The sequence below is a fragment of the Halomonas sp. 111 genome, from assembly GCF_052379685.1.
GTDB lineage: Bacteria > Pseudomonadota > Gammaproteobacteria > Pseudomonadales > Halomonadaceae > Vreelandella > Vreelandella citrativorans.
Window position 1 is genome coordinate 1 of sequence record NZ_JBQSYV010000028.1, and the last position, 16,329, is coordinate 16,329.

The following is a 16,329-nucleotide window of genomic DNA, read 5'->3' on the forward strand; positions in this document are numbered from 1 at the left end:
ATTAGGTTCTGTTTGAAAAATGCTTAACAGCAAATGGCCATTCGCATTGAATGGCCATTTCTTACTTCTGAACCCCTGTAAATCACAGCGGCGGACAACCTCAGACTTCTTCTGAACCCCTGGATTCAGGGCGTTGCTGGAACTGAAGACCCATTAAAAAATTACGCAACACCTGGTCTTTACACTCACGATAATTTTTATGCGTAGGCTTGCGGAAGAAAGCACTTAACTCGTGGTTGCTCAACCGAAACTCGGCCTGCTCAAAAATAGCTAGAATATCGTCGGCTTTTAAATTCAGCGCAATGCGCAGCTTCTGGAACACCATATTGTTGTTCAAGTTACTTTCTGGCGCGGGCTGCTCGCCGTCACGCTTCCCACGCTTATAGCTAATAAATCCGTTAAGAAACGCGGCCAACTCGCGGTCTCTCATCTTAAGGAATTTTTCGTCTTCCTCCTTTTTTAGCCACCCGGACACCTGCTCCTCAGATACTGTGAACTCTGCCAGCGCGAAAACTTTCAATACGGCAGTATCTTTTAAATCAAAGCAGTACCGGATACGGCGAAAAATATCATTATTGGTCAAACGACAGCTCCTGGTCTTAGGAAAACCCAGCACAATCCCGCTGGATGTGCATTTATCAAGATCATCATGGTAACAACAAAGCCAGCTATTTCGCTGTCAGTTTTTCAAGCAGCTCATCAATTTCTGCTTTCAAATCTTTATCTTCAATCTTGTTGGCACTGATTTTGGCATTTTGCAGATGTTGAATAGCAGCCTCTTCCTGGCCCAACTCAACCTGCAGGGTCGCCATTGAAAAACCGATAGACGACAGGTGGTCTTTAGCATTGGCGACCTCGGCTTTGTGAAGCGCCTTTTCATACATCACCAGCGCGTCATCCAGCTCTTCGGTAAAATCCGCCAACGTTTCCCACTGCTCTGGATGATCCTTATCGGTATCTTCATGCTCAATACAAATGGCGTTCAGCTCTGCATAAAGCGAATCAAACGTCTCTCGATCGTCCTTCTCTGCCGCCTTCATCAGCTTTTCAGCCAACTCATAAACAGCCTTGTAAATTTTGGTATTGATCATGTCAGCTACCTTCAACAGTAAAATGAGAATCGACTGATAAACTCGCCGATACGACCCGATATGCGCGCCCACACTACGGCAATTGGCGATGGGGCGCATTATACCCGTGAAGCGCTCTCTTGAAGGTTTTTCCGACAGTAACGTCGAGTTGGCATAGTTTGGCAGCGAGTAACGCCTAACACGTTCGTCTCCAAGCTATTGACACAAACCATCAAGGTAATCTGCATTATTCTCGGGCTAATCATGGCGTTAAGCCTAATCGGCGCCGAGACGATTATAGGTGCCCTGCGAGGAGGAGCTGGGGTGATCGGTATCGCCATTGGTTTTGCCGTCAAAGACACCATCGAAAACTACATCGCCTCCTTGATGCTCAGCATCCGCCAACCCTTTCAGGCGCGAGACCACGTAGTTATCAACGACAGAGAAGGCATCGTGGTACATCTGACCTCACGCGCCACCATTCTTATGACGCTGGTGGGAAATCAACGGCGTATCCCTAACGCCGACGTCTTCAAGGGCATCATTCTCAATTACACTCATAACCCGGAGCGCCGCACAATGCGGCACTCGGAAAGCATTACATGGTGAAGTTTATTTGTCAGCCAGAATGCCCGTTGCCACGACGGTTTCGAAATACTCAACTTTTAAATCGAAGGACTGGAGCAGTTTTTGTGTGCTCGGTTTCACGACAGCATCGTCGAAAGCGGCGCCCTCGAAATGGCCTGCGGATTCAAGATCTTCCCAAAAGCTGGCAACGACCAGTTCATTGTCCTTACCCTCGACTTTGGTCGACAGAGTTGCGCCAAGATGCCCCGGGAGCTCGGCCATCTCACGAAACGTCGTGCGCTCAAGGTGTTCTGCATACTGTTGAAGAACCTCATCGGTACCAGCTACGGCGCGCCACCAGCGAATAATCATGGTGTTATCCTCTTTATTATCGTTTCAAACATTGCCTGCATGAGAAATTTCTTATAGCAAAAAAATCCTATAAAAGCAATTAAATCAACAAAAGTGTCGAGTAAATGCTACCAGAGCTCTATACATTCCACTTTGAAAGAGCTTTTAAGCCTAGAATAACGACTTAAAATGCTATGCATCTTTAAAACAAATCAAGGTTAGGCCTATTGGACCAATGATCTATACCTAAAAACGAAAATTTCCGATATAAGTAAATTATGACGACAAAAAATATACTTCAAACCGCTCTGAAATCTCTTAGGGTACTCCGTATCGTATCCGAAGCGGGCGAGCCGATCTCCATGACAGAAGTCGCCGTCAAGGCCGAGCTGTCTCGCACTGTGGCGTTTCGTATGCTGAAAACGCTGGAAACGGCAGGCTACGTACAGGTAGTTCAGGGTGGATTACGTTATGAAGCGACCGTCAACCAGGCGGGCGCCGCCTCGCTGGGAGATGCACTCGAGCTTTTGCGCAAGATCTCAATTAGCAATCCCGTCGAGGGGGTCAGCGCGCAAATACTTCATCAGAACTCGTCCTTGTCACTGCCGCAAATTCATTCGGCACTGGACGATCTGCACCGTTATCGCCTGGTGGACCCCATAGGTGCCGATCACTGGCGAATCTCTCCAGCGATACTTGGCTATGCACAGCCGCTACTGCGGGGCTCACCCACTCTGACCGCGCTGCGCCCGATCATGCAGCGCCTTTCTGATGAGACCGGCGAAACCATCACCTTTTTCCGTGAAACAGATGGCTTTCAGGTGGTGACGGAAGTGATTTCCTGCAAGCAGCCGCTGAGCTATTCGCTTCCCCTTGGTAGCGCCCACTCGGTGCTGAGAGGCGCCGCCGGGCGCGCCTGGCTTTCGGGACACAAAACCGAGGAAGTTACCCGCATCGTTTACCGCTTGGGCGCGCTGGGTACTCACGAGCCGCTGGTCAGCCTGGAAACGCTGATCGAAGATGCCCATGCCTTTCGAAAACAGGGCTACGCCTACTGTCATAACGAGCGAATTCCGAATGCCGCCGCCACTGCGGTACCGGTCGTCGGACCTACAGGGCGGGTCGCCGGCGTACTGAGCGTCATGGCCCCAGATTCCAGACTATCGAGCAACCGAGCCAACATCATCGGCTCGCGCATGGCAAAACTGACCGAGAACCTTTTCGGAGCAACCGCCCTTGATGAAGAAGCGCTTACACCGCAGCAGGGCTGAATCTGGGCATCTACGCCCACCAGAGCAGAATTGGCAAACCGCCTTTCGAGGCTAATTAATAACGACAATATTCCCAATACCAGTGGAGACATCGCCATGATCATCAAACTAACTGCCACAACGCTCATCGGCGCAACGCTTGCTGCCGTTCCGGTGCTTTCCCAGGCAGCCGACTATCCGACCCGCCCGGTATCGGTCATCGTACCGTTCAACGCAGGCGGAAGTACTGATCTGCTGGGCCGCGCGTTTTCGCGGGAAATGGAAGATATTCTGGGCACCGCCTTCCCAGTCAAGAATATTGGCGGCGGCGCGGCAACGATTGGCACCGCCAACGTGGCGCGTGCACGCCCCGATGGCTACACCATTGGCTATGTGGCCGCCGCTCCGCTGATCAGCCAACCACACATGCGCGATACGCCCTACTCGACCAACGACTTTACCTATATCTGCAAGACTTTCGATTCGCCCCAAGTGCTGGCGACCAAGCCTGACTCCCCTTTCGAAGGGTTGGGCGACTTGGTCGCCTACGCAAGCGAGCATCCGGGTGAATTGACCTACAGCTCGCCAGGCCCCGGCTCGCTTCCACACCTTGCGATGGAGATGCTCCTTGCGGAAACCGGTATCGAAATCCGTCACGTGCCGATGAACGGCGACGCAGCCGGCGCGGCCGCGCTCATGGGCGGGCATATCGACCTTATGATGGCGGTTATCCCCATTGCGCTTCAAAACGAGCTGCACACCATCGCGGTGATGTCTGACGAGCGCTCGGACATGATGCCCGATGTCGAGACAAGCATCGAGCAGGGCTTTGACACCACCTTCTCCTGGTGGGGAGGCGTTGTTGCTCCGAAAGGCGTCTCCGACGATATCGCCGCAACTCTGGGCGACGCCTGCGCGAACGCGACTCAGCAAGAGCGGTATCTCGAAGTGTTGTCCCGGCTGGGAGCGCAGGCAGGCTACCTCGACAGCGAAGATATGGCCGAGGAAGTTCAGACACAAAGCGAAGCCACGGCCCTGATCATCGATAACATCACCACCGAGTGATCGCCAATCGACGCAAAGGAACATCCCATGTCAAAGCACTTGTCTGACCTGGTCGGCGGGGTGATCTTTTTCGGTCTCACCCTGCTGTTCTGGCTACAAACCACCGGCCAGCCTGCCGTTGGGCAGGATATGGCCAACAACCCTTTCTGGTATCCCAGGGTGCTGTTAATTCTGATGGGACTGGCCTCACTGTTGCTCATCGGCAAGGGGATGGCCAAGCGTTCGGAGCAAGGGGAGCGCATCAAGCTCCCCTTCAAGAGCATCCGACTGTGGGCCGGCGTGGGGTTGATCGCTCTGTTTCTGCTCGCCTTCGACTCGCTTGGCTTTTTACCCTCGGCGTTGTTACTGGTGCCTCTTTTTTGTTTCAGCATGGGCTACCGAAACTACGTTGTCGTCGCGGTATTCACGCTCGTGTTCGTCCCCCTGATCTGGCTCGTCTTCACGTATGGATTCAGTATCCGCCCGCCAGGCGTAGGGCTGGATACCGTTCTCGAAATGATCGCTGGAGGAACCGATGGATAGCCTTCTAACTGCGTTGCAAAGTCTCAGCGACCCTCAGGTCATCTTTCTGGTCATTGCCGGCACCGGCGCAGGCATTTTGATTGGCGCCATGCCGGGTCTTGGCTCCGTACTAGCGATCACCTTGGCACTGCCGCTCACCTTCGTGCTCGATCCCCAGGCCAGCATCATACTGCTGCTTTCGCTCTATTGTGGCTCGGTCTATGGAGGCTCGCTTTCGGCTATTACCATCAATACGCCCGGCACCCCGCAATCCGCCGCGACGCTGCTGGATGGCTACCCGATGATGGTCCAGGGCAAGGGCCCCCAAGCCATGGGCTGGGCCACCGTGGGCTCTACTATCGGCGGTCTGCTGTCGGCGGTAATTCTTGTGATGGCTGCTCCGGTGCTGGCTCGCTTCGGGCTGAGATTTGGCCCTATAGAATATTTCGCACTTGGGATTTTCTCCTTAACCTGTGTAGTCGCAGTTTCTGGCGAGGCGCGGCTCAAGGGGCTTATCGCCTGCCTGTTCGGCTTGCTGATCGCCACCATCGGCCAAGACCCGCTGACCGGCAGCCTTCGCCTAGACTTCTCTTCCTTCGAACTATCAGCGGGCGTCGGCCTCATTCCGCTTCTCGTAGGTCTCTTTGCTCTATCTGAAGTATTTTCACGCCTGTCCACCAAACTCCCCGCCACCCTGGGCAATACCCAATCCGGCTTTCGTCTGCCGGCGCTCAGGGATTTGCTCTCGCGTTGGCAGATTCTTTTACGCTCGTCGGTTATCGGCACGGCCGTGGGCACCCTGCCCGGCGTGGGCGCCACCGCCGCCTCAATGATCAGTTATGCCGAGGCGCGCCGCGTCTCTCCAAACAGGGAGAACTTTGGCAAGGGCGAACCCGATGGCCTGCTGGCCTCAGAAACCGCGAACAATGCGGTCACTTCAGGGGCGCTAGTGCCAACGCTTTCGCTCGGCATTCCGGGCGATCCAATCACGGCGGTCATGCTGGGAGCGCTCACGCTGCAGGGCGTAACACCAGGCCCCAAACTGTTCACCGAGAACCCGGATCTCACCACCTTCATTTTCGCCGGCCTCTTTTTTATCAACATCGCCATGTTCGCTTTGGGCGCTCTGCTCTGCCCGCTGTTCTCGCGCATCATCCGTGTGCCCGAGCAGTTGCTTCTGGCCGCGGTCATCATTCTCGTTGCTATCGGCACGTATTCGGTCAACTACAGCGCGTTCGATCTGGGGCTCATGCTGGTGGCAGGGCTAGCGGGCTTTGCCATGCGACTGCTGGGTTTTCCGCTCGCGCCGGTGGTCATCGGCTTCGTGCTCGGCAACATGATCGAACAGAGCCTGCGCCAGGGCATGATTCTTACCAACGGTAACTTCCTTGGTTTCCTGGAAAGCCCCATTGCGCTGACGCTGTTCGTTCTGACCGCCGTATTTCTTGCGCTGCCTCCCCTGCTGCGTCTGATCAAATTCCAGAGGGCACACTGATGCGTGCCGACACACTCACCACCGATACAAAGCCGATGCCATGACCATCTCCTATCAGTCAGACCTGTTGAACAAGATCAAGCCAGCCGCCGCCTTGGCGGTCGCCGCGAAGGCAACCGAACTGAAGGCCGCAGGGGCGCCGGTGATCAATCTCTCGCTGGGGGAGCCGGATTTTGATACGCCGCCCCACGTGTTGGACGCCGCCGAACGGGCCATGCGCGGCGGCGCGACCCGCTACACCGTGCCGGATGGCTCCGCCGAACTCAAGGACGCCGTGGTTGAGAAGTTCAAGCGCGACAATACGTTGACGTACACCCGCGAGAATATCTCCTGCGCCAACGGGGCGAAGCAGTCGATTTACAACACCCTGCTAGCCACGCTGAACCCCGGTGACGAAGTACTCTTCGGCGCGCCGCACTGGGTCTCTTATACTGGCGTATCAACCCTGGCGGGAGGCATTCCGCGGGCCGTACCTTGCAGCGCGGCCTCCAACTACAAACTCACACCACAAGCGCTGGAAGACGCCATCACGCCCGCGACGCGCTGGGTTATTTTCAACTCTCCGGCCAACCCCACCGGCGCAGTCTACTCCCGCGGCGAGTACAAAGCGCTGGGCGAGGTACTGGCGCGCCACCCGCGCGTGCTGATCATGTCAGACGAGATATACGAGCACATCTACTATCTGGATACGCCATTTGCCAGCTTTGGCGAAGCCTGCCCTGCGTTGTTTGATCGCACTGTCATCATCAACGGCGTTGCGAAGGCCTATGCGATGACGGGCTGGCGAATCGGCTACTTGGCCGCACCGGCGGAACTTGCCAAAGTCGCCTCCAAGATCCAATCACAGACGACCGCGAACCCCTGTTCCATTAGTCAGGCCGCGGCGATCGAGGCGCTGACCGGGCCCCAGGAGTTCATCGTATCGGCGCTAAGCGAATACTGCGCGCGGCGCGATTTGATCAGCGATGGGCTGGAGCGCCTTATGGGCATGCCGGTCAAAGCACCCGATGGAGCCTTCTATGTGTTCCCGGATATGACCGCTTATCTCGGGCGCCCATTGAAAAACGGCCTCAGCGCCAACACCGACGTAGCGCTTGCCACCATGCTACTGGAAACCGCCAACGTCGCCTGCGTGCCGGGCAGCGCTTTCGGTAGCCCCGGACATATTCGTTTCTCATTTGCTACTTCACGGAAGAATATAGGCCGCGCTATGGATAACCTTGAAACACTTCTACCCGGTGATACATCCGCCTGAGCGCTTACCATAGCAGCCCTTTTACCGAGTATGGGACCCCCTACCGGCGCACAATGACAAACGTAATAGCAGCACGATGAGCTTGATTTATAGCTCGCCGTGCTCAACACCCGCGATTTATGAGTCAAACCAAAGGCATGTTCTACAGACAAAGGTATAATCATCAAGCATGGGCGAGTTTAAGCCCGACAAGCCCCGCAACGATCAGCGTTAAACTCATTAGTTTGAGTACGCCCAAAGATTCGCCAAACAGCACGATGCCTAAAATGGCCGTCCCCACTGCGCCAATCCCTACCCATATCGCGTAAGCGGTACCCACGGGCAGGGTTTTCAGCGCCAGGCCCAGCAGTAGAAAACTCGCCACTAGCGAAAGTAGCGTCCAGGCAGTCGGCCAGAGTTTTGTAAAGCCCACCGAATATTTCAGCCCGATGGCCCAGCCGATCTCCAAAAGGCCCGCTACAAACAATATAAACCAGCTCATGTATTCCTCATCGTCGATTGCTTAATCAATTCTCTGACTCGATTATCTCATAATGGCGCACGGCGTTGCGGGTCAGCCCGCCCTATTCGGGATTTGGATGCGGAGCAGCAAGGCATGTGCAAAGTTCACGCAACACGGTAAATCAGCGCTACTACAAGCACTACGTTATACTGCGGCATATTTTCATTTCGACACCCCTTACGACATCCCGTCAGAGCCCCCTATGTCATTTGCAAAACTAGGCTTATCCAGCCCACTTGTTCAAGCGATTACCAAACTTGGTTACAAAGCCCCAACGCCCATTCAGGAACAGGCGATTCCTGCCATTCTTTCGGGTAACGATTTAATCGCCACCGCACAAACCGGAACAGGCAAAACCGCTGCCTTCGTTCTGCCTCTGCTGGAAAGATTTAGTACAGCGGGAACGCTACGCGGCAAACGCATCCGTGCGCTGATCCTCGTACCGACCCGCGAGCTAGCAGTTCAGGTTGAAGCCAGTGTGGCTCAATACGCTAAACATCTGCGCTTAACATCTATGGCGGTGTATGGCGGTGTGGATAGCGAACCTCAAAAACAGCGTTTAATTGAAGGGGTTGATATCCTTGTCGCCACACCGGGTAGATTGCTGGATTTGGCGCATCAGCGTGCGCTGCACTTTGATGAACTCAAAGCCATGGTGTTGGACGAAGCGGACAGAATGGTCGACATGGGTTTTGTCGACGATATCAACAAAATCATTGAACGCCTGCCTGAAAACCGTCAGAACCTGCTGTTTTCGGCCACCATGAATGGCGACGTTCGCGCCCTCGCCTACGGCTTTTCAGACAGCAAGATGACCGATCTAGCGTCTGAAATATCCATTTCTCCCAACATTCGCGCCGCCGCTAATATCAAACAATGGCTAATCGCCGTAGACAAAGACACCAAGTCCGCCCTTCTGAGCCACCTGATTAACGAGCAAGCGTGGGATCAGGCGCTTATTTTTATTGAGAAAAAACACGGCGCGGCCAAGCTGGTTGACCAACTCGCAAAACGTGGCATCAAAGCGGATTCCATTCATGGCGACAGAAGCCAGGCCATGCGCGAAAAGATTTTGGCGCAGTTCAAATCTGGCGAGCTAAAGTACTTGGTCGCCACGGAGGTTGCCGCACGGGGGTTGGATATTGGCGAGCTAAGCCGTGTGGTGAATTACGATTTACCCTTTCAACCAGAAGAGTACATCCACCGTATTGGCCGAACCGGCCGTGCGGGTGCCTCTGGTGAAGCTATCTCGTTTGTCGCCTTGGGCGACTTTAAAAATCTTTGCGCCATTGAAAGGCGATTAGACAGCATTATTGAGCGCAAAGAAATTGAAGGCTTTCCGGTTCGAAAAGTAGTGCCCGCTTCAAACCTGAACTTTAAGAAAAAGTAATCGTTAAGCCTTACCAAAGAAGCTCACCTCTTAATGAATAAAAGGTGAGCTTCTCTACTAAAGGCGTTTGCAATTAAGGTCTATTTAAACAAACCATGGGTAAGCAGTGTAGCCGTTAAAGGTCTTCCTGATGACTAGGCTGAGCCTGGTGAAAACGCGTCCAATAGTTCGGCATTGGTTGGATATTTCTCCAATAAATCAAATAACTTCTGCGCGCCTTCCACTGGTTTAAGTTGTGTCAACGCTCTACGCAGTGTGCGTACTTTTTCCATGTCTTTTGCCTCAATCAAAAGTTCTTCGCGCCGGGTACTGCTTTTGGCGATATCTATGGCCGGGAAAATCCTCTGATTGGCCACCTCGCGTGACAGCACGATCTCCATATTGCCCGTGCCCTTAAACTCCTCGAAAATCACCTGATCCATACGGCTTCCCGTATCCACCAGCACGGTGGCCAGAATGGTGAGCGACCCGCCGTTTTCGATCTTTCGCGCGGCGCCAAACAGCTTGCGCGGTATTTCCATCGCTCGGGCATCCAACCCACCCGACATGGTACGGCCATTGCCCCGCTGCTCGGCATTATGAACGCGTGAAAGCCTAGTCAGCGAATCGATCACGATCATCACATCGTGCCCTTCACCCGCTTGTTTGCGCGCCGTTTTAAGGAGCTTATCGGCCATACGCACATGGTGGGCGTAGCTTTCGTCTGACGACGACGCATGTACCTCTGCCGACACGCTGCGCTTGAAATCCGTCACCTCTTCAGGGCGCTCATCGATCAGCAAGGCATACAGCTTGATATCCGGGTGCGCCTCGGCCACAGCCTGGCAGATGTGTTTGAGCAACGTCGTTTTGCCGGAGCCTGGCGGTGCCACGATTAAGCCACGCTGCCCCATCCCGATGGGCGTGATCAAATCCATCGCGCGCACACTGCGCTGCTTGGAACCAGGCTCTAAATGAATGCGGGGGGAAGGATGAATCGCGACGCCGTTTAAAAAGCGTTTTTCGGGGTCATCGGAGAATTGGTCGCCTAATTCGTCGGCGGGCTTGGCGTCAGTCTGTCTTTTAACTTTTAAGCTTAGTGTTTTTCTCGTCATAAGATCGATGGATCGCCTTGGGTAAGCTGGGTGAATAGAGTAATGGCTGGGCTTTGAAAATGGTATTGAGCGCGAGCAACACTGCCTCAGCCATTCTCAGTGAACTGGAGCAAATCGTCGGCAATCTCGTACCACGGTGCCTTGTTGCCCACGAACACATGGCGGCCTGGACGCACACCGGGATCGGTATCGAGGGTGCCAAGGGGAAGCGCGTAAACCTCCGGCTTTTCCGTGAACCGAGTATGAATGCTGGACCCGCAGGTCGAACAGAAGACCTTGAACTCCCCGGGCGACGACTCGTAAGTTTTAAGTAGCTCTTCGCCTTTGATGGTTCGCCAGTCGCTGGCCTGCACCTTGGCACAGGTTCGAAAAGCGGCTGCGTGGAGCTTGCGGCACATCGAGCAGTGGCAGTGGTAGACGTCGGTTAGGGGGCCGGTTATTTCGTATTGGATGCCGCCGCAGAGGCAGCTGCCTGATAGGGTCATTTTTAAACTCGCTATTTTACGACCGCATTTGCGGCTGGTTTGGGGCACAGCAGAAAACCAGTCCGCCAACATACGCTCGCTAAGCCCTATACTTGACAGAACCACTAACTTTGAACACATGCATACACCGCCTTCCGGTGGTTTCGCTCCCTTGGCATGTAATGCTTTTTACTATCTCTTTTTCCTTGCTGTTTACCGCTTCTCGTAAAACATTACCCATCGAAAAACCACCACCGTCACACGATGGATTGGTGCAATCAATGTATTCACCGCCAGGGTACTTTGCGGTGAGGTAATGTGTTGTCTGTTCTTTCATCCAGATTAGGCTTTCTAACTCTATAACATGAATGGACATTTCCTGAACTTCAGGAAAAGCGTCTTTGAAATTACCTTTTGACCCGAAAACGTAGTCTTTTTCGTTAAAAACATCTGAAGCCTTCTTCGGCATACAACTTCTCCTTTACGGCTTAACGCCCGGCTTTGGGGCGGACTTGTAGCCGCGAAGCGGCGGAAAGGCCGTCCCAGCCCCGAAGGGGCGACAACAGCCGTTTGTTAGGCACCCGGCGGCTCCTCCGCCTGATCATCAGATTCTCCGTTATCGGTTTCTGTCGGATGGTTTCGGGCGTTCCAGAATGTGTTAAACACAATCTTGAGCATGAGCCACCACGCATAGATGGAGTAAGTGGACTGTGCCTGATCTACGCCAATTAGCCCGTGTGCAAGTTCATTTCGCAGGTTTGGGCCGAACGGGTCGCAGAAAAGCGCCTTGATTTCAAAGGCTATGTCCTCGCCGAAAATGGCCTTCACAGTATCGTTTTCCATCAACGTGCTCAGACCGTTCTCGTTCTCTATGCCACCTTGATCGAGATTTGTAGTTTGCACGCCAGCTTGTTTCAAGTGACACCGAACCAGGTGTTCCAGCTGAGGGACCAGAATGTGCAGTGCGGTAACGACATCGTTATCGAAGCCCGCATAGAGCCCCTTGCCAACAAGTTGCTCTCGACCGGCCGGCACGAGCGGTGATTGCTTGGCCAACGCGACGAAATCGCGCTCCCGGATACGGTGCTCAAGCCTGACAACTTCCAAGGCGGGCCAGATATCACCCTGAACTACGATTTCCAGTTCCATAACGTAATGCTTGACCGTTTCTGCCCACAATGCCCTTTCTTCAGCTTCGGCTGACCCGAAGTCGGCTCCGGGACGCTTGGCAATCACTCGACCGTCGGAGGACATGTGTGTTGCAGCAAATAGAGCCTGCAATGGGTATTGCGCCATCATCTCCCGGGAGAGTTCCTGAATTTTTTCGACTTTAGCTCCACGGTAGATGTTGGCTAGCGCGAGGAGTGCCTCCAGGGGAGGTTTTCCTCGGACTGCCTTCTTCGCGTTTTGTATTAACTCTGAAATATCAACCGGTTCTGACGAAATAACGCCCATTTCCTCAAGCGACAGCTCTCCCGCCTCATTCAACTCGGCCCGGAGTTCAGCCACTCGAACATCAACGTTATGCGCTTCACGATAGGCTCGAGGGACTGACCTATATTTTTGAATTGCATTTTCATAGAAGCTACCCGCCACCATGTGGCTTGGGGCTGAACCACCAGACTGCCGACCGATAGCCTCATTAACCCAGGCTTCGGCGGACTGAACGATCATTTCCGCCATCTTTTCTTGGTTTCCGCCACGGGCATACCATTGCTCAGCTGCTTCATAAAAATCGCGAGAACGTTGAATATTCCCCGACTCGGCATATGTGTTGGCTAATGTTTCGAGATGAGAGGCCACATTATGACGGCGATCCTTTCCGAGACGATGTTTATCCAGTAAATCAGCAATCCACACTGGCAGGTAGCCGTCTTCAATGCTCGAGCCAAAAAGCCCGGCCAAAATTTCTTGCTCTATCGCTTGAATTCGATCGCCGGCTCCAGCTCTAAGCATCAGACACAATTGAATGGCGCGATCCCAACATTCGCGACCATCTCTGACCCAACTCTCGGTGCTAATTGCAATTTGGTGATATGCGTCAATAGCTGCTAGCGCAGCCTGAGGCTGTCTGGGTTTGGCGACTAGCCAAACCAAATCTGCGATCCTGGCCCTCAACTTAGGATCATCTAGTTCGCCGTATATTGATGAAAAGAAGGCGATTTCTTCCTCACCCAAATCATCGGGCAATGCTGATCGCTTGCCATCCATGACCATGAAAGGCTTAAAGGGCTCGTTGATGCTTCCCGCCTTTAACATCATTGAGCACGCATCTGCGAGAAGCCAGAGAACACGTCCTTGCTCCGGATTACCTCCATCAACAGCCTCACGAGCGGCCGTCGATAGTGCTTGCCACATGGATGAGTAGTCTTCTCGTGCGGCCGCATTGAGGGCCTCATCCCAGCGTGATGATTCGAAGGCTTCTCTTGTTATCGGTGTATTGGCCGGATAGCGTGTCAACTTGATTCGCCTTGTTTGAGGGTGCCTAACGCCGACGCTCGGTTGCCGACCGAAGCGCAACAGCGCTTTGGGCGGCCAACTGCAGCGACTTGTTATACATATTCACGACCAGCTAAAGCCTGTAAAGCTCACACTATCCGTTACCTGGATCACTTGCTGGTCTGAGTATTTCTTACCGAACCACCCTTCATACTTAATAGTGATCGGAAAACAAGAACCGTAACGCCAAAAACCACCATCGTCGGCCATTGAAGTGCCAAATGAGCAAGTAGTTTCCTGCGTATTTTGCAAAACACGGATGATGTGTTTTTCTTCAAAGCAGCAAAGCCACCGAGCCTTGTTCTCTTGCGTTGCGTCACGGCCTAACGCCGACTCGATTTCGGACATATTGATGCTCAATCGTATGTTACGCGCTGGCAACGACCCCGAATTGGCTATTTGTAGGTCGTAGGCGATGGCTTTATTGTCAGCTTGGTGCGTTTTCACCATAGCAGTGACTATTGGTCGAAACGATTTTTTCCAGAACCAGACGGATACTGAAAGCGAAGCGATCGACGAGCCTAATGCAACAAACGCAATCAACGTAGACGGAGTTAGAACCAGGTCGAACGTCATTGACATCCTTCACTCTTTATAACGTATGGTTAAGGGGCGGGCTTTAGCCCGTCCCAGTGAGCGCAGCGAACGGTTTGAACCAGTTGTTAGACTTTTGGTGGTGTCCAGCCATTACGCTCTGCAAGGATTTGCCACTCTGGTTTCTTTGAGCCAACAGCTTTTTGACAATAATTAATCAGTGCTTTTGCTTCTGGGGCTTGAGCATTTTCTATTGAAAATGGAGTTCCCTTACTCTTGCTTCTTGCATGTCCGTTTTGGAGTTCACGAACAAGCGTGTCAATCGCCTGTATGAGAGTTGAATCCTCAGTGGCAGCTCTTATTTTTCCGAGCGCGGTCATATGAGCGCTGGCGCTCTTGACTTCCTTAAGTGAGACTAATGTTTTTTCGTAGTAATTCATAATGGCATCTTGAGCATTAGCTTGATGGCGGAACTTAGCGTGACTATTTTTACTTAAAAAGTTATATTTGGTGGCTGTTATGGCAATTCAAGATTTTTGCCATCGGTCATAAATACTGGGTTTTCCCAGTGTTGCTCCACAAATTTGTTTAATTCTTCTTTAGTTTTAAATGTGACGTCCTTCAGGGGTATCCCGCTTGGTGTTTTTTCCATCGGACGGCCTGTAAGTGGGTTCATTATTACAAAACCCTCGGGTGCTATTTCCTTATTGCTCATTACTTGCTCTCCACGAAAGTTATTTAGAGTGTAAAGGTTTATTGGTTTTGATGAGTCTAACGCTGCCAACACGCGCATATTTTTTGTGGAGCCGCAGGCGCGGCGAAAAATACGTCGCAGTGCTTGGCCTTGTTAGCTTATTGAGTTGTATACATTAATGAAATTTGGGATTTGTGAATGATCTGCACCCGCATCTTTAAGATAAGTAAATGCGGCCTCTGCTTTTTCTTCATCGATTTGAGGGTCGAAGCCGGATTCCTTCAGTTTTGACTTCCACCAGCTGATGTTCTTCTCGTGATCGTTTTTTGAGATCTCAAATATGACAAATGTATATACACCTTTCTCTAGATACTCCTCCCCACCTCGGGACATATGCTCTACAAACATGTGCCCCCGCTGAGCTCCCATAGCTGTAATCATGCTCTCAATAAAATGTGCCTTGACGTTGATCTTCCGCCCAATGCTGACAGCAACTGATCTCGGCTTTGAAGAAATTACTTTGTAGACAATTCCTAACACTAAAGCGATGCCAATTACCCAGTACCAAATCATTTGATGCTCCATAGGTTATTTTCAGCTAACAGTGATTATATCCCCATCTGCATAACCTCAATAAACGCGCCGGCGCGTTTATTGAGGTTATGTAGCCCGGGTATAAGCCATAACGTACTGATTCATATGCCACTTACCAATTGTCAGGCAGCATATTCATTATTCGCGTGCCCGCTCGTTTTGCTCATTTCAATCATACTCTATTCACAAATTTTCCTTCGGTCACGTAGTAATTTCATGACAGCGGTCAGCAATAGGTCAGAGTGCAGCGAGGTCACTGGAAAGAATGGGGCGCGGTGAGGAAAATCTGATGTCAGTTTTTTGAGCTAAAAGGCTGCATGAGCGCTAGCATCGGGGCAGCTAGCGCTGCCCTTCGCGGGTGCCTCATTGGCTCGTGCCTCGCCAAATCGTTACGCCGCGCTACGGGGTGATGATTATTGAGGCGGAATCTTTCGCGCGCTAAAGCGGGCTCCCACAAAACCAGCCTGTAGCAGTCCTAAGGAAAGGGGGGGGGCAGGCCAAGTTGGCCTGCAAAGTGGTGGCTTGCGTTATGCTTTCAGCACGTACTTGAGGGTTTCAACGACCTGCTCGGTGGTGGTGCACCAGGCTTGCGCACCGGCGTCCACTTCTTTCAACGGGTGAACGATATCCTCAGAGTGCAAGGTGATGTAGGGCTTGGCGAGTGCTGAACAGTAGCCCGCATCAAACGCGGCGTTCCACTGCTTGTATTTATCGCCAAAGCGTACGACGACTAAATCGCTTTGTTCGATCAGCGTGCGGGTGCGGATGGCGTTGACCTTGGAGGATTGGTGGTCACGCCAGAACGGGTTGCTCTGCTCGCCCAGGTGGTCGCCAGCGGCGTCACTGGCGTCGTGGTCGGTGACCGGGGCGGTGAACACTATATCTAGGCCGGCGGCGTCGGCGCCGCGCTGGATTTCGTCGCGCCAGTCGGTGTGAATCTCGCCGGAAAGGTAGACGTAAAAGCTCATGGCTTGCTCCTTGAATGCTGACTGTCAGGTAACTGT

20 protein-coding genes are annotated in these 16,329 nt (G+C 52.9%); 7 read left to right on the plus strand and 13 right to left on the minus strand.

What is annotated here, in order from left to right:
• Nucleotides 1–100: 100 nt before the first annotated feature.
• Entirely contained in the window at nucleotides 101–583 is a 483-nt protein-coding gene (locus ACT3T7_RS16965; RefSeq protein WP_172118236.1) for a YehS family protein, read from the minus strand.
• Between the two features lie 85 nt (nucleotides 584–668).
• Nucleotides 669–1,091 (minus strand): tetratricopeptide repeat protein, encoded by a 423-nt coding sequence (locus ACT3T7_RS16970; RefSeq protein ID WP_172118345.1) that lies wholly within the window; start codon nucleotides 1,089–1,091, stop codon nucleotides 669–671.
• 198 nt (nucleotides 1,092–1,289) lie between these two features.
• On the opposite strand from ACT3T7_RS16970, the gene ACT3T7_RS16975 reads away from it, so the two are divergent.
• Nucleotides 1,290–1,679, plus strand: coding sequence for a mechanosensitive ion channel family protein (locus ACT3T7_RS16975; RefSeq protein ID WP_444631671.1), 390 nt, complete (start codon nucleotides 1,290–1,292; stop codon nucleotides 1,677–1,679).
• 3 nt (nucleotides 1,680–1,682) lie between these two features.
• Here the strand turns inward: ACT3T7_RS16975 and ACT3T7_RS16980 are convergent, their stop codons facing one another.
• Entirely contained in the window at nucleotides 1,683–2,009 is a 327-nt protein-coding gene (locus tag ACT3T7_RS16980; protein WP_444631672.1) for a hypothetical protein, read from the minus strand.
• A gap of 257 nt (nucleotides 2,010–2,266) precedes the next feature.
• Here ACT3T7_RS16980 and ACT3T7_RS16985 point away from each other — a divergent pair, with 257 nt between their 5' ends.
• The 5 genes from ACT3T7_RS16985 to ACT3T7_RS17005 all read left to right on the plus strand — a co-directional run bounded on the left by ACT3T7_RS16985 (nucleotide 2,267) and on the right by ACT3T7_RS17005 (nucleotide 7,554).
• Nucleotides 2,267–3,259: an IclR family transcriptional regulator gene (locus tag ACT3T7_RS16985; protein ID WP_444631673.1), complete on the plus strand. Its 993-nt coding sequence runs from the start codon at nucleotides 2,267–2,269 to the stop codon at nucleotides 3,257–3,259.
• Between the two features lie 96 nt (nucleotides 3,260–3,355).
• On the plus strand, nucleotides 3,356–4,303 hold the full coding sequence (locus ACT3T7_RS16990) for a Bug family tripartite tricarboxylate transporter substrate binding protein (protein WP_444631674.1): 948 nt from the start codon (nucleotides 3,356–3,358) through the stop codon (nucleotides 4,301–4,303).
• 27 nt (nucleotides 4,304–4,330) lie between these two features.
• A complete protein-coding gene (locus ACT3T7_RS16995) occupies nucleotides 4,331–4,825 on the plus strand; it encodes a tripartite tricarboxylate transporter TctB family protein (RefSeq protein WP_444631675.1) in 495 nt (164 codons plus the stop codon).
• The gene (locus tag ACT3T7_RS17000; RefSeq protein WP_444631676.1) at nucleotides 4,818–6,299 is read left to right on the plus strand and encodes a tripartite tricarboxylate transporter permease; all 1,482 of its coding nucleotides are present in this window, start codon (nucleotides 4,818–4,820) and stop codon (nucleotides 6,297–6,299) included. The genes ACT3T7_RS16995 and ACT3T7_RS17000 overlap by 8 nt, the downstream gene beginning before the upstream one ends.
• 40 nt (nucleotides 6,300–6,339) lie before the next feature.
• Nucleotides 6,340–7,554, plus strand: a complete 1,215-nt coding sequence (locus ACT3T7_RS17005; RefSeq protein WP_444631678.1) for a pyridoxal phosphate-dependent aminotransferase — start codon at nucleotides 6,340–6,342, stop codon at nucleotides 7,552–7,554.
• A 163-nt stretch (nucleotides 7,555–7,717) separates the two neighbouring features.
• Here ACT3T7_RS17005 and sugE read toward each other — a convergent pair whose 3' ends face one another.
• Nucleotides 7,718–8,035, minus strand: coding sequence for a quaternary ammonium compound efflux SMR transporter SugE (sugE, locus tag ACT3T7_RS17010; RefSeq protein ID WP_193053173.1), 318 nt, complete (start codon nucleotides 8,033–8,035; stop codon nucleotides 7,718–7,720).
• A gap of 223 nt (nucleotides 8,036–8,258) precedes the next feature.
• On the opposite strand from sugE, the gene ACT3T7_RS17015 reads away from it, so the two are divergent.
• Complete coding sequence (locus tag ACT3T7_RS17015) at nucleotides 8,259–9,446, plus strand: DEAD/DEAH box helicase (RefSeq protein WP_444631679.1); 1,188 nt, start codon at nucleotides 8,259–8,261, stop codon at nucleotides 9,444–9,446.
• Between the two features lie 134 nt (nucleotides 9,447–9,580).
• On the opposite strand, the gene rho is transcribed toward ACT3T7_RS17015, so the two are convergent.
• The 9 genes from rho to ACT3T7_RS17060 form a co-directional block, all read right to left on the minus strand.
• Complete coding sequence (gene rho / locus ACT3T7_RS17020; RefSeq protein WP_444631680.1) at nucleotides 9,581–10,540, minus strand: transcription termination factor Rho; 960 nt, start codon at nucleotides 10,538–10,540, stop codon at nucleotides 9,581–9,583.
• An 86-nt stretch (nucleotides 10,541–10,626) separates the two neighbouring features.
• A complete protein-coding gene (locus ACT3T7_RS17025; RefSeq protein ID WP_444631682.1) occupies nucleotides 10,627–11,025 on the minus strand; it encodes a GFA family protein in 399 nt (132 codons plus the stop codon).
• 79 nt (nucleotides 11,026–11,104) lie between these two features.
• Nucleotides 11,105–11,473 (minus strand): hypothetical protein, encoded by a 369-nt coding sequence (locus ACT3T7_RS17030; RefSeq protein ID WP_444631684.1) that lies wholly within the window; start codon nucleotides 11,471–11,473, stop codon nucleotides 11,105–11,107.
• A gap of 104 nt (nucleotides 11,474–11,577) precedes the next feature.
• Nucleotides 11,578–13,464: a DUF4209 domain-containing protein gene (locus ACT3T7_RS17035; protein WP_444631686.1), complete on the minus strand. Its 1,887-nt coding sequence runs from the start codon at nucleotides 13,462–13,464 to the stop codon at nucleotides 11,578–11,580.
• A gap of 102 nt (nucleotides 13,465–13,566) precedes the next feature.
• Nucleotides 13,567–14,085, minus strand: coding sequence for a hypothetical protein (locus ACT3T7_RS17040; RefSeq protein WP_444631687.1), 519 nt, complete (start codon nucleotides 14,083–14,085; stop codon nucleotides 13,567–13,569).
• Between the two features lie 80 nt (nucleotides 14,086–14,165).
• A complete protein-coding gene (locus ACT3T7_RS17045) occupies nucleotides 14,166–14,477 on the minus strand; it encodes a hypothetical protein (protein ID WP_444631689.1) in 312 nt (103 codons plus the stop codon).
• 77 nt (nucleotides 14,478–14,554) lie between these two features.
• Nucleotides 14,555–14,752: a hypothetical protein gene (locus tag ACT3T7_RS17050; protein WP_444631690.1), complete on the minus strand. Its 198-nt coding sequence runs from the start codon at nucleotides 14,750–14,752 to the stop codon at nucleotides 14,555–14,557.
• A gap of 132 nt (nucleotides 14,753–14,884) precedes the next feature.
• On the minus strand, nucleotides 14,885–15,304 hold the full coding sequence (locus ACT3T7_RS17055; RefSeq protein ID WP_444631691.1) for a DUF1198 family protein: 420 nt from the start codon (nucleotides 15,302–15,304) through the stop codon (nucleotides 14,885–14,887).
• 548 nt (nucleotides 15,305–15,852) lie between these two features.
• Complete coding sequence (locus ACT3T7_RS17060; protein ID WP_444631693.1) at nucleotides 15,853–16,293, minus strand: YtoQ family protein; 441 nt, start codon at nucleotides 16,291–16,293, stop codon at nucleotides 15,853–15,855.
• Nucleotides 16,294–16,329 lie beyond the last annotated feature (36 nt).

What these genes read in the sequence shown, in the direction of transcription:
- ACT3T7_RS17040 (WP_444631687.1), bottom strand. Translation starts at nt 14,085, where the DNA reads ATGTCAATGACGTTCGACCTGGTTCTAACTCCGTCTACGTTGATTGCG.
- sugE (WP_193053173.1), bottom strand. Translation starts at nt 8,035, where the DNA reads ATGAGCTGGTTTATATTGTTTGTAGCGGGCCTTTTGGAGATCGGCTGG.
- ACT3T7_RS17025 (WP_444631682.1), bottom strand. Translation starts at nt 11,025, where the DNA reads ATGACCCTATCAGGCAGCTGCCTCTGCGGCGGCATCCAATACGAAATA.
- ACT3T7_RS17050 (WP_444631690.1), bottom strand. Translation starts at nt 14,752, where the DNA reads ATGAGCAATAAGGAAATAGCACCCGAGGGTTTTGTAATAATGAACCCA.
- ACT3T7_RS16980 (WP_444631672.1), bottom strand. Translation starts at nt 2,009, where the DNA reads ATGATTATTCGCTGGTGGCGCGCCGTAGCTGGTACCGATGAGGTTCTT.
- rho (WP_444631680.1), bottom strand. Translation starts at nt 10,540, where the DNA reads ATGACGAGAAAAACACTAAGCTTAAAAGTTAAAAGACAGACTGACGCC.
- ACT3T7_RS17005 (WP_444631678.1), top strand. Translation starts at nt 6,340, where the DNA reads ATGACCATCTCCTATCAGTCAGACCTGTTGAACAAGATCAAGCCAGCC.
- ACT3T7_RS16970 (WP_172118345.1), bottom strand. Translation starts at nt 1,091, where the DNA reads ATGATCAATACCAAAATTTACAAGGCTGTTTATGAGTTGGCTGAAAAG.
- ACT3T7_RS17055 (WP_444631691.1), bottom strand. Translation starts at nt 15,304, where the DNA reads ATGATTTGGTACTGGGTAATTGGCATCGCTTTAGTGTTAGGAATTGTC.
- ACT3T7_RS17045 (WP_444631689.1), bottom strand. Translation starts at nt 14,477, where the DNA reads ATGAATTACTACGAAAAAACATTAGTCTCACTTAAGGAAGTCAAGAGC.
- ACT3T7_RS16985 (WP_444631673.1), top strand. Translation starts at nt 2,267, where the DNA reads ATGACGACAAAAAATATACTTCAAACCGCTCTGAAATCTCTTAGGGTA.
- ACT3T7_RS17030 (WP_444631684.1), bottom strand. Translation starts at nt 11,473, where the DNA reads ATGCCGAAGAAGGCTTCAGATGTTTTTAACGAAAAAGACTACGTTTTC.
- ACT3T7_RS17015 (WP_444631679.1), top strand. Translation starts at nt 8,259, where the DNA reads ATGTCATTTGCAAAACTAGGCTTATCCAGCCCACTTGTTCAAGCGATT.
- ACT3T7_RS17000 (WP_444631676.1), top strand. Translation starts at nt 4,818, where the DNA reads ATGGATAGCCTTCTAACTGCGTTGCAAAGTCTCAGCGACCCTCAGGTC.
- ACT3T7_RS17060 (WP_444631693.1), bottom strand. Translation starts at nt 16,293, where the DNA reads ATGAGCTTTTACGTCTACCTTTCCGGCGAGATTCACACCGACTGGCGC.
- ACT3T7_RS16995 (WP_444631675.1), top strand. Translation starts at nt 4,331, where the DNA reads ATGTCAAAGCACTTGTCTGACCTGGTCGGCGGGGTGATCTTTTTCGGT.
- ACT3T7_RS16990 (WP_444631674.1), top strand. Translation starts at nt 3,356, where the DNA reads ATGATCATCAAACTAACTGCCACAACGCTCATCGGCGCAACGCTTGCT.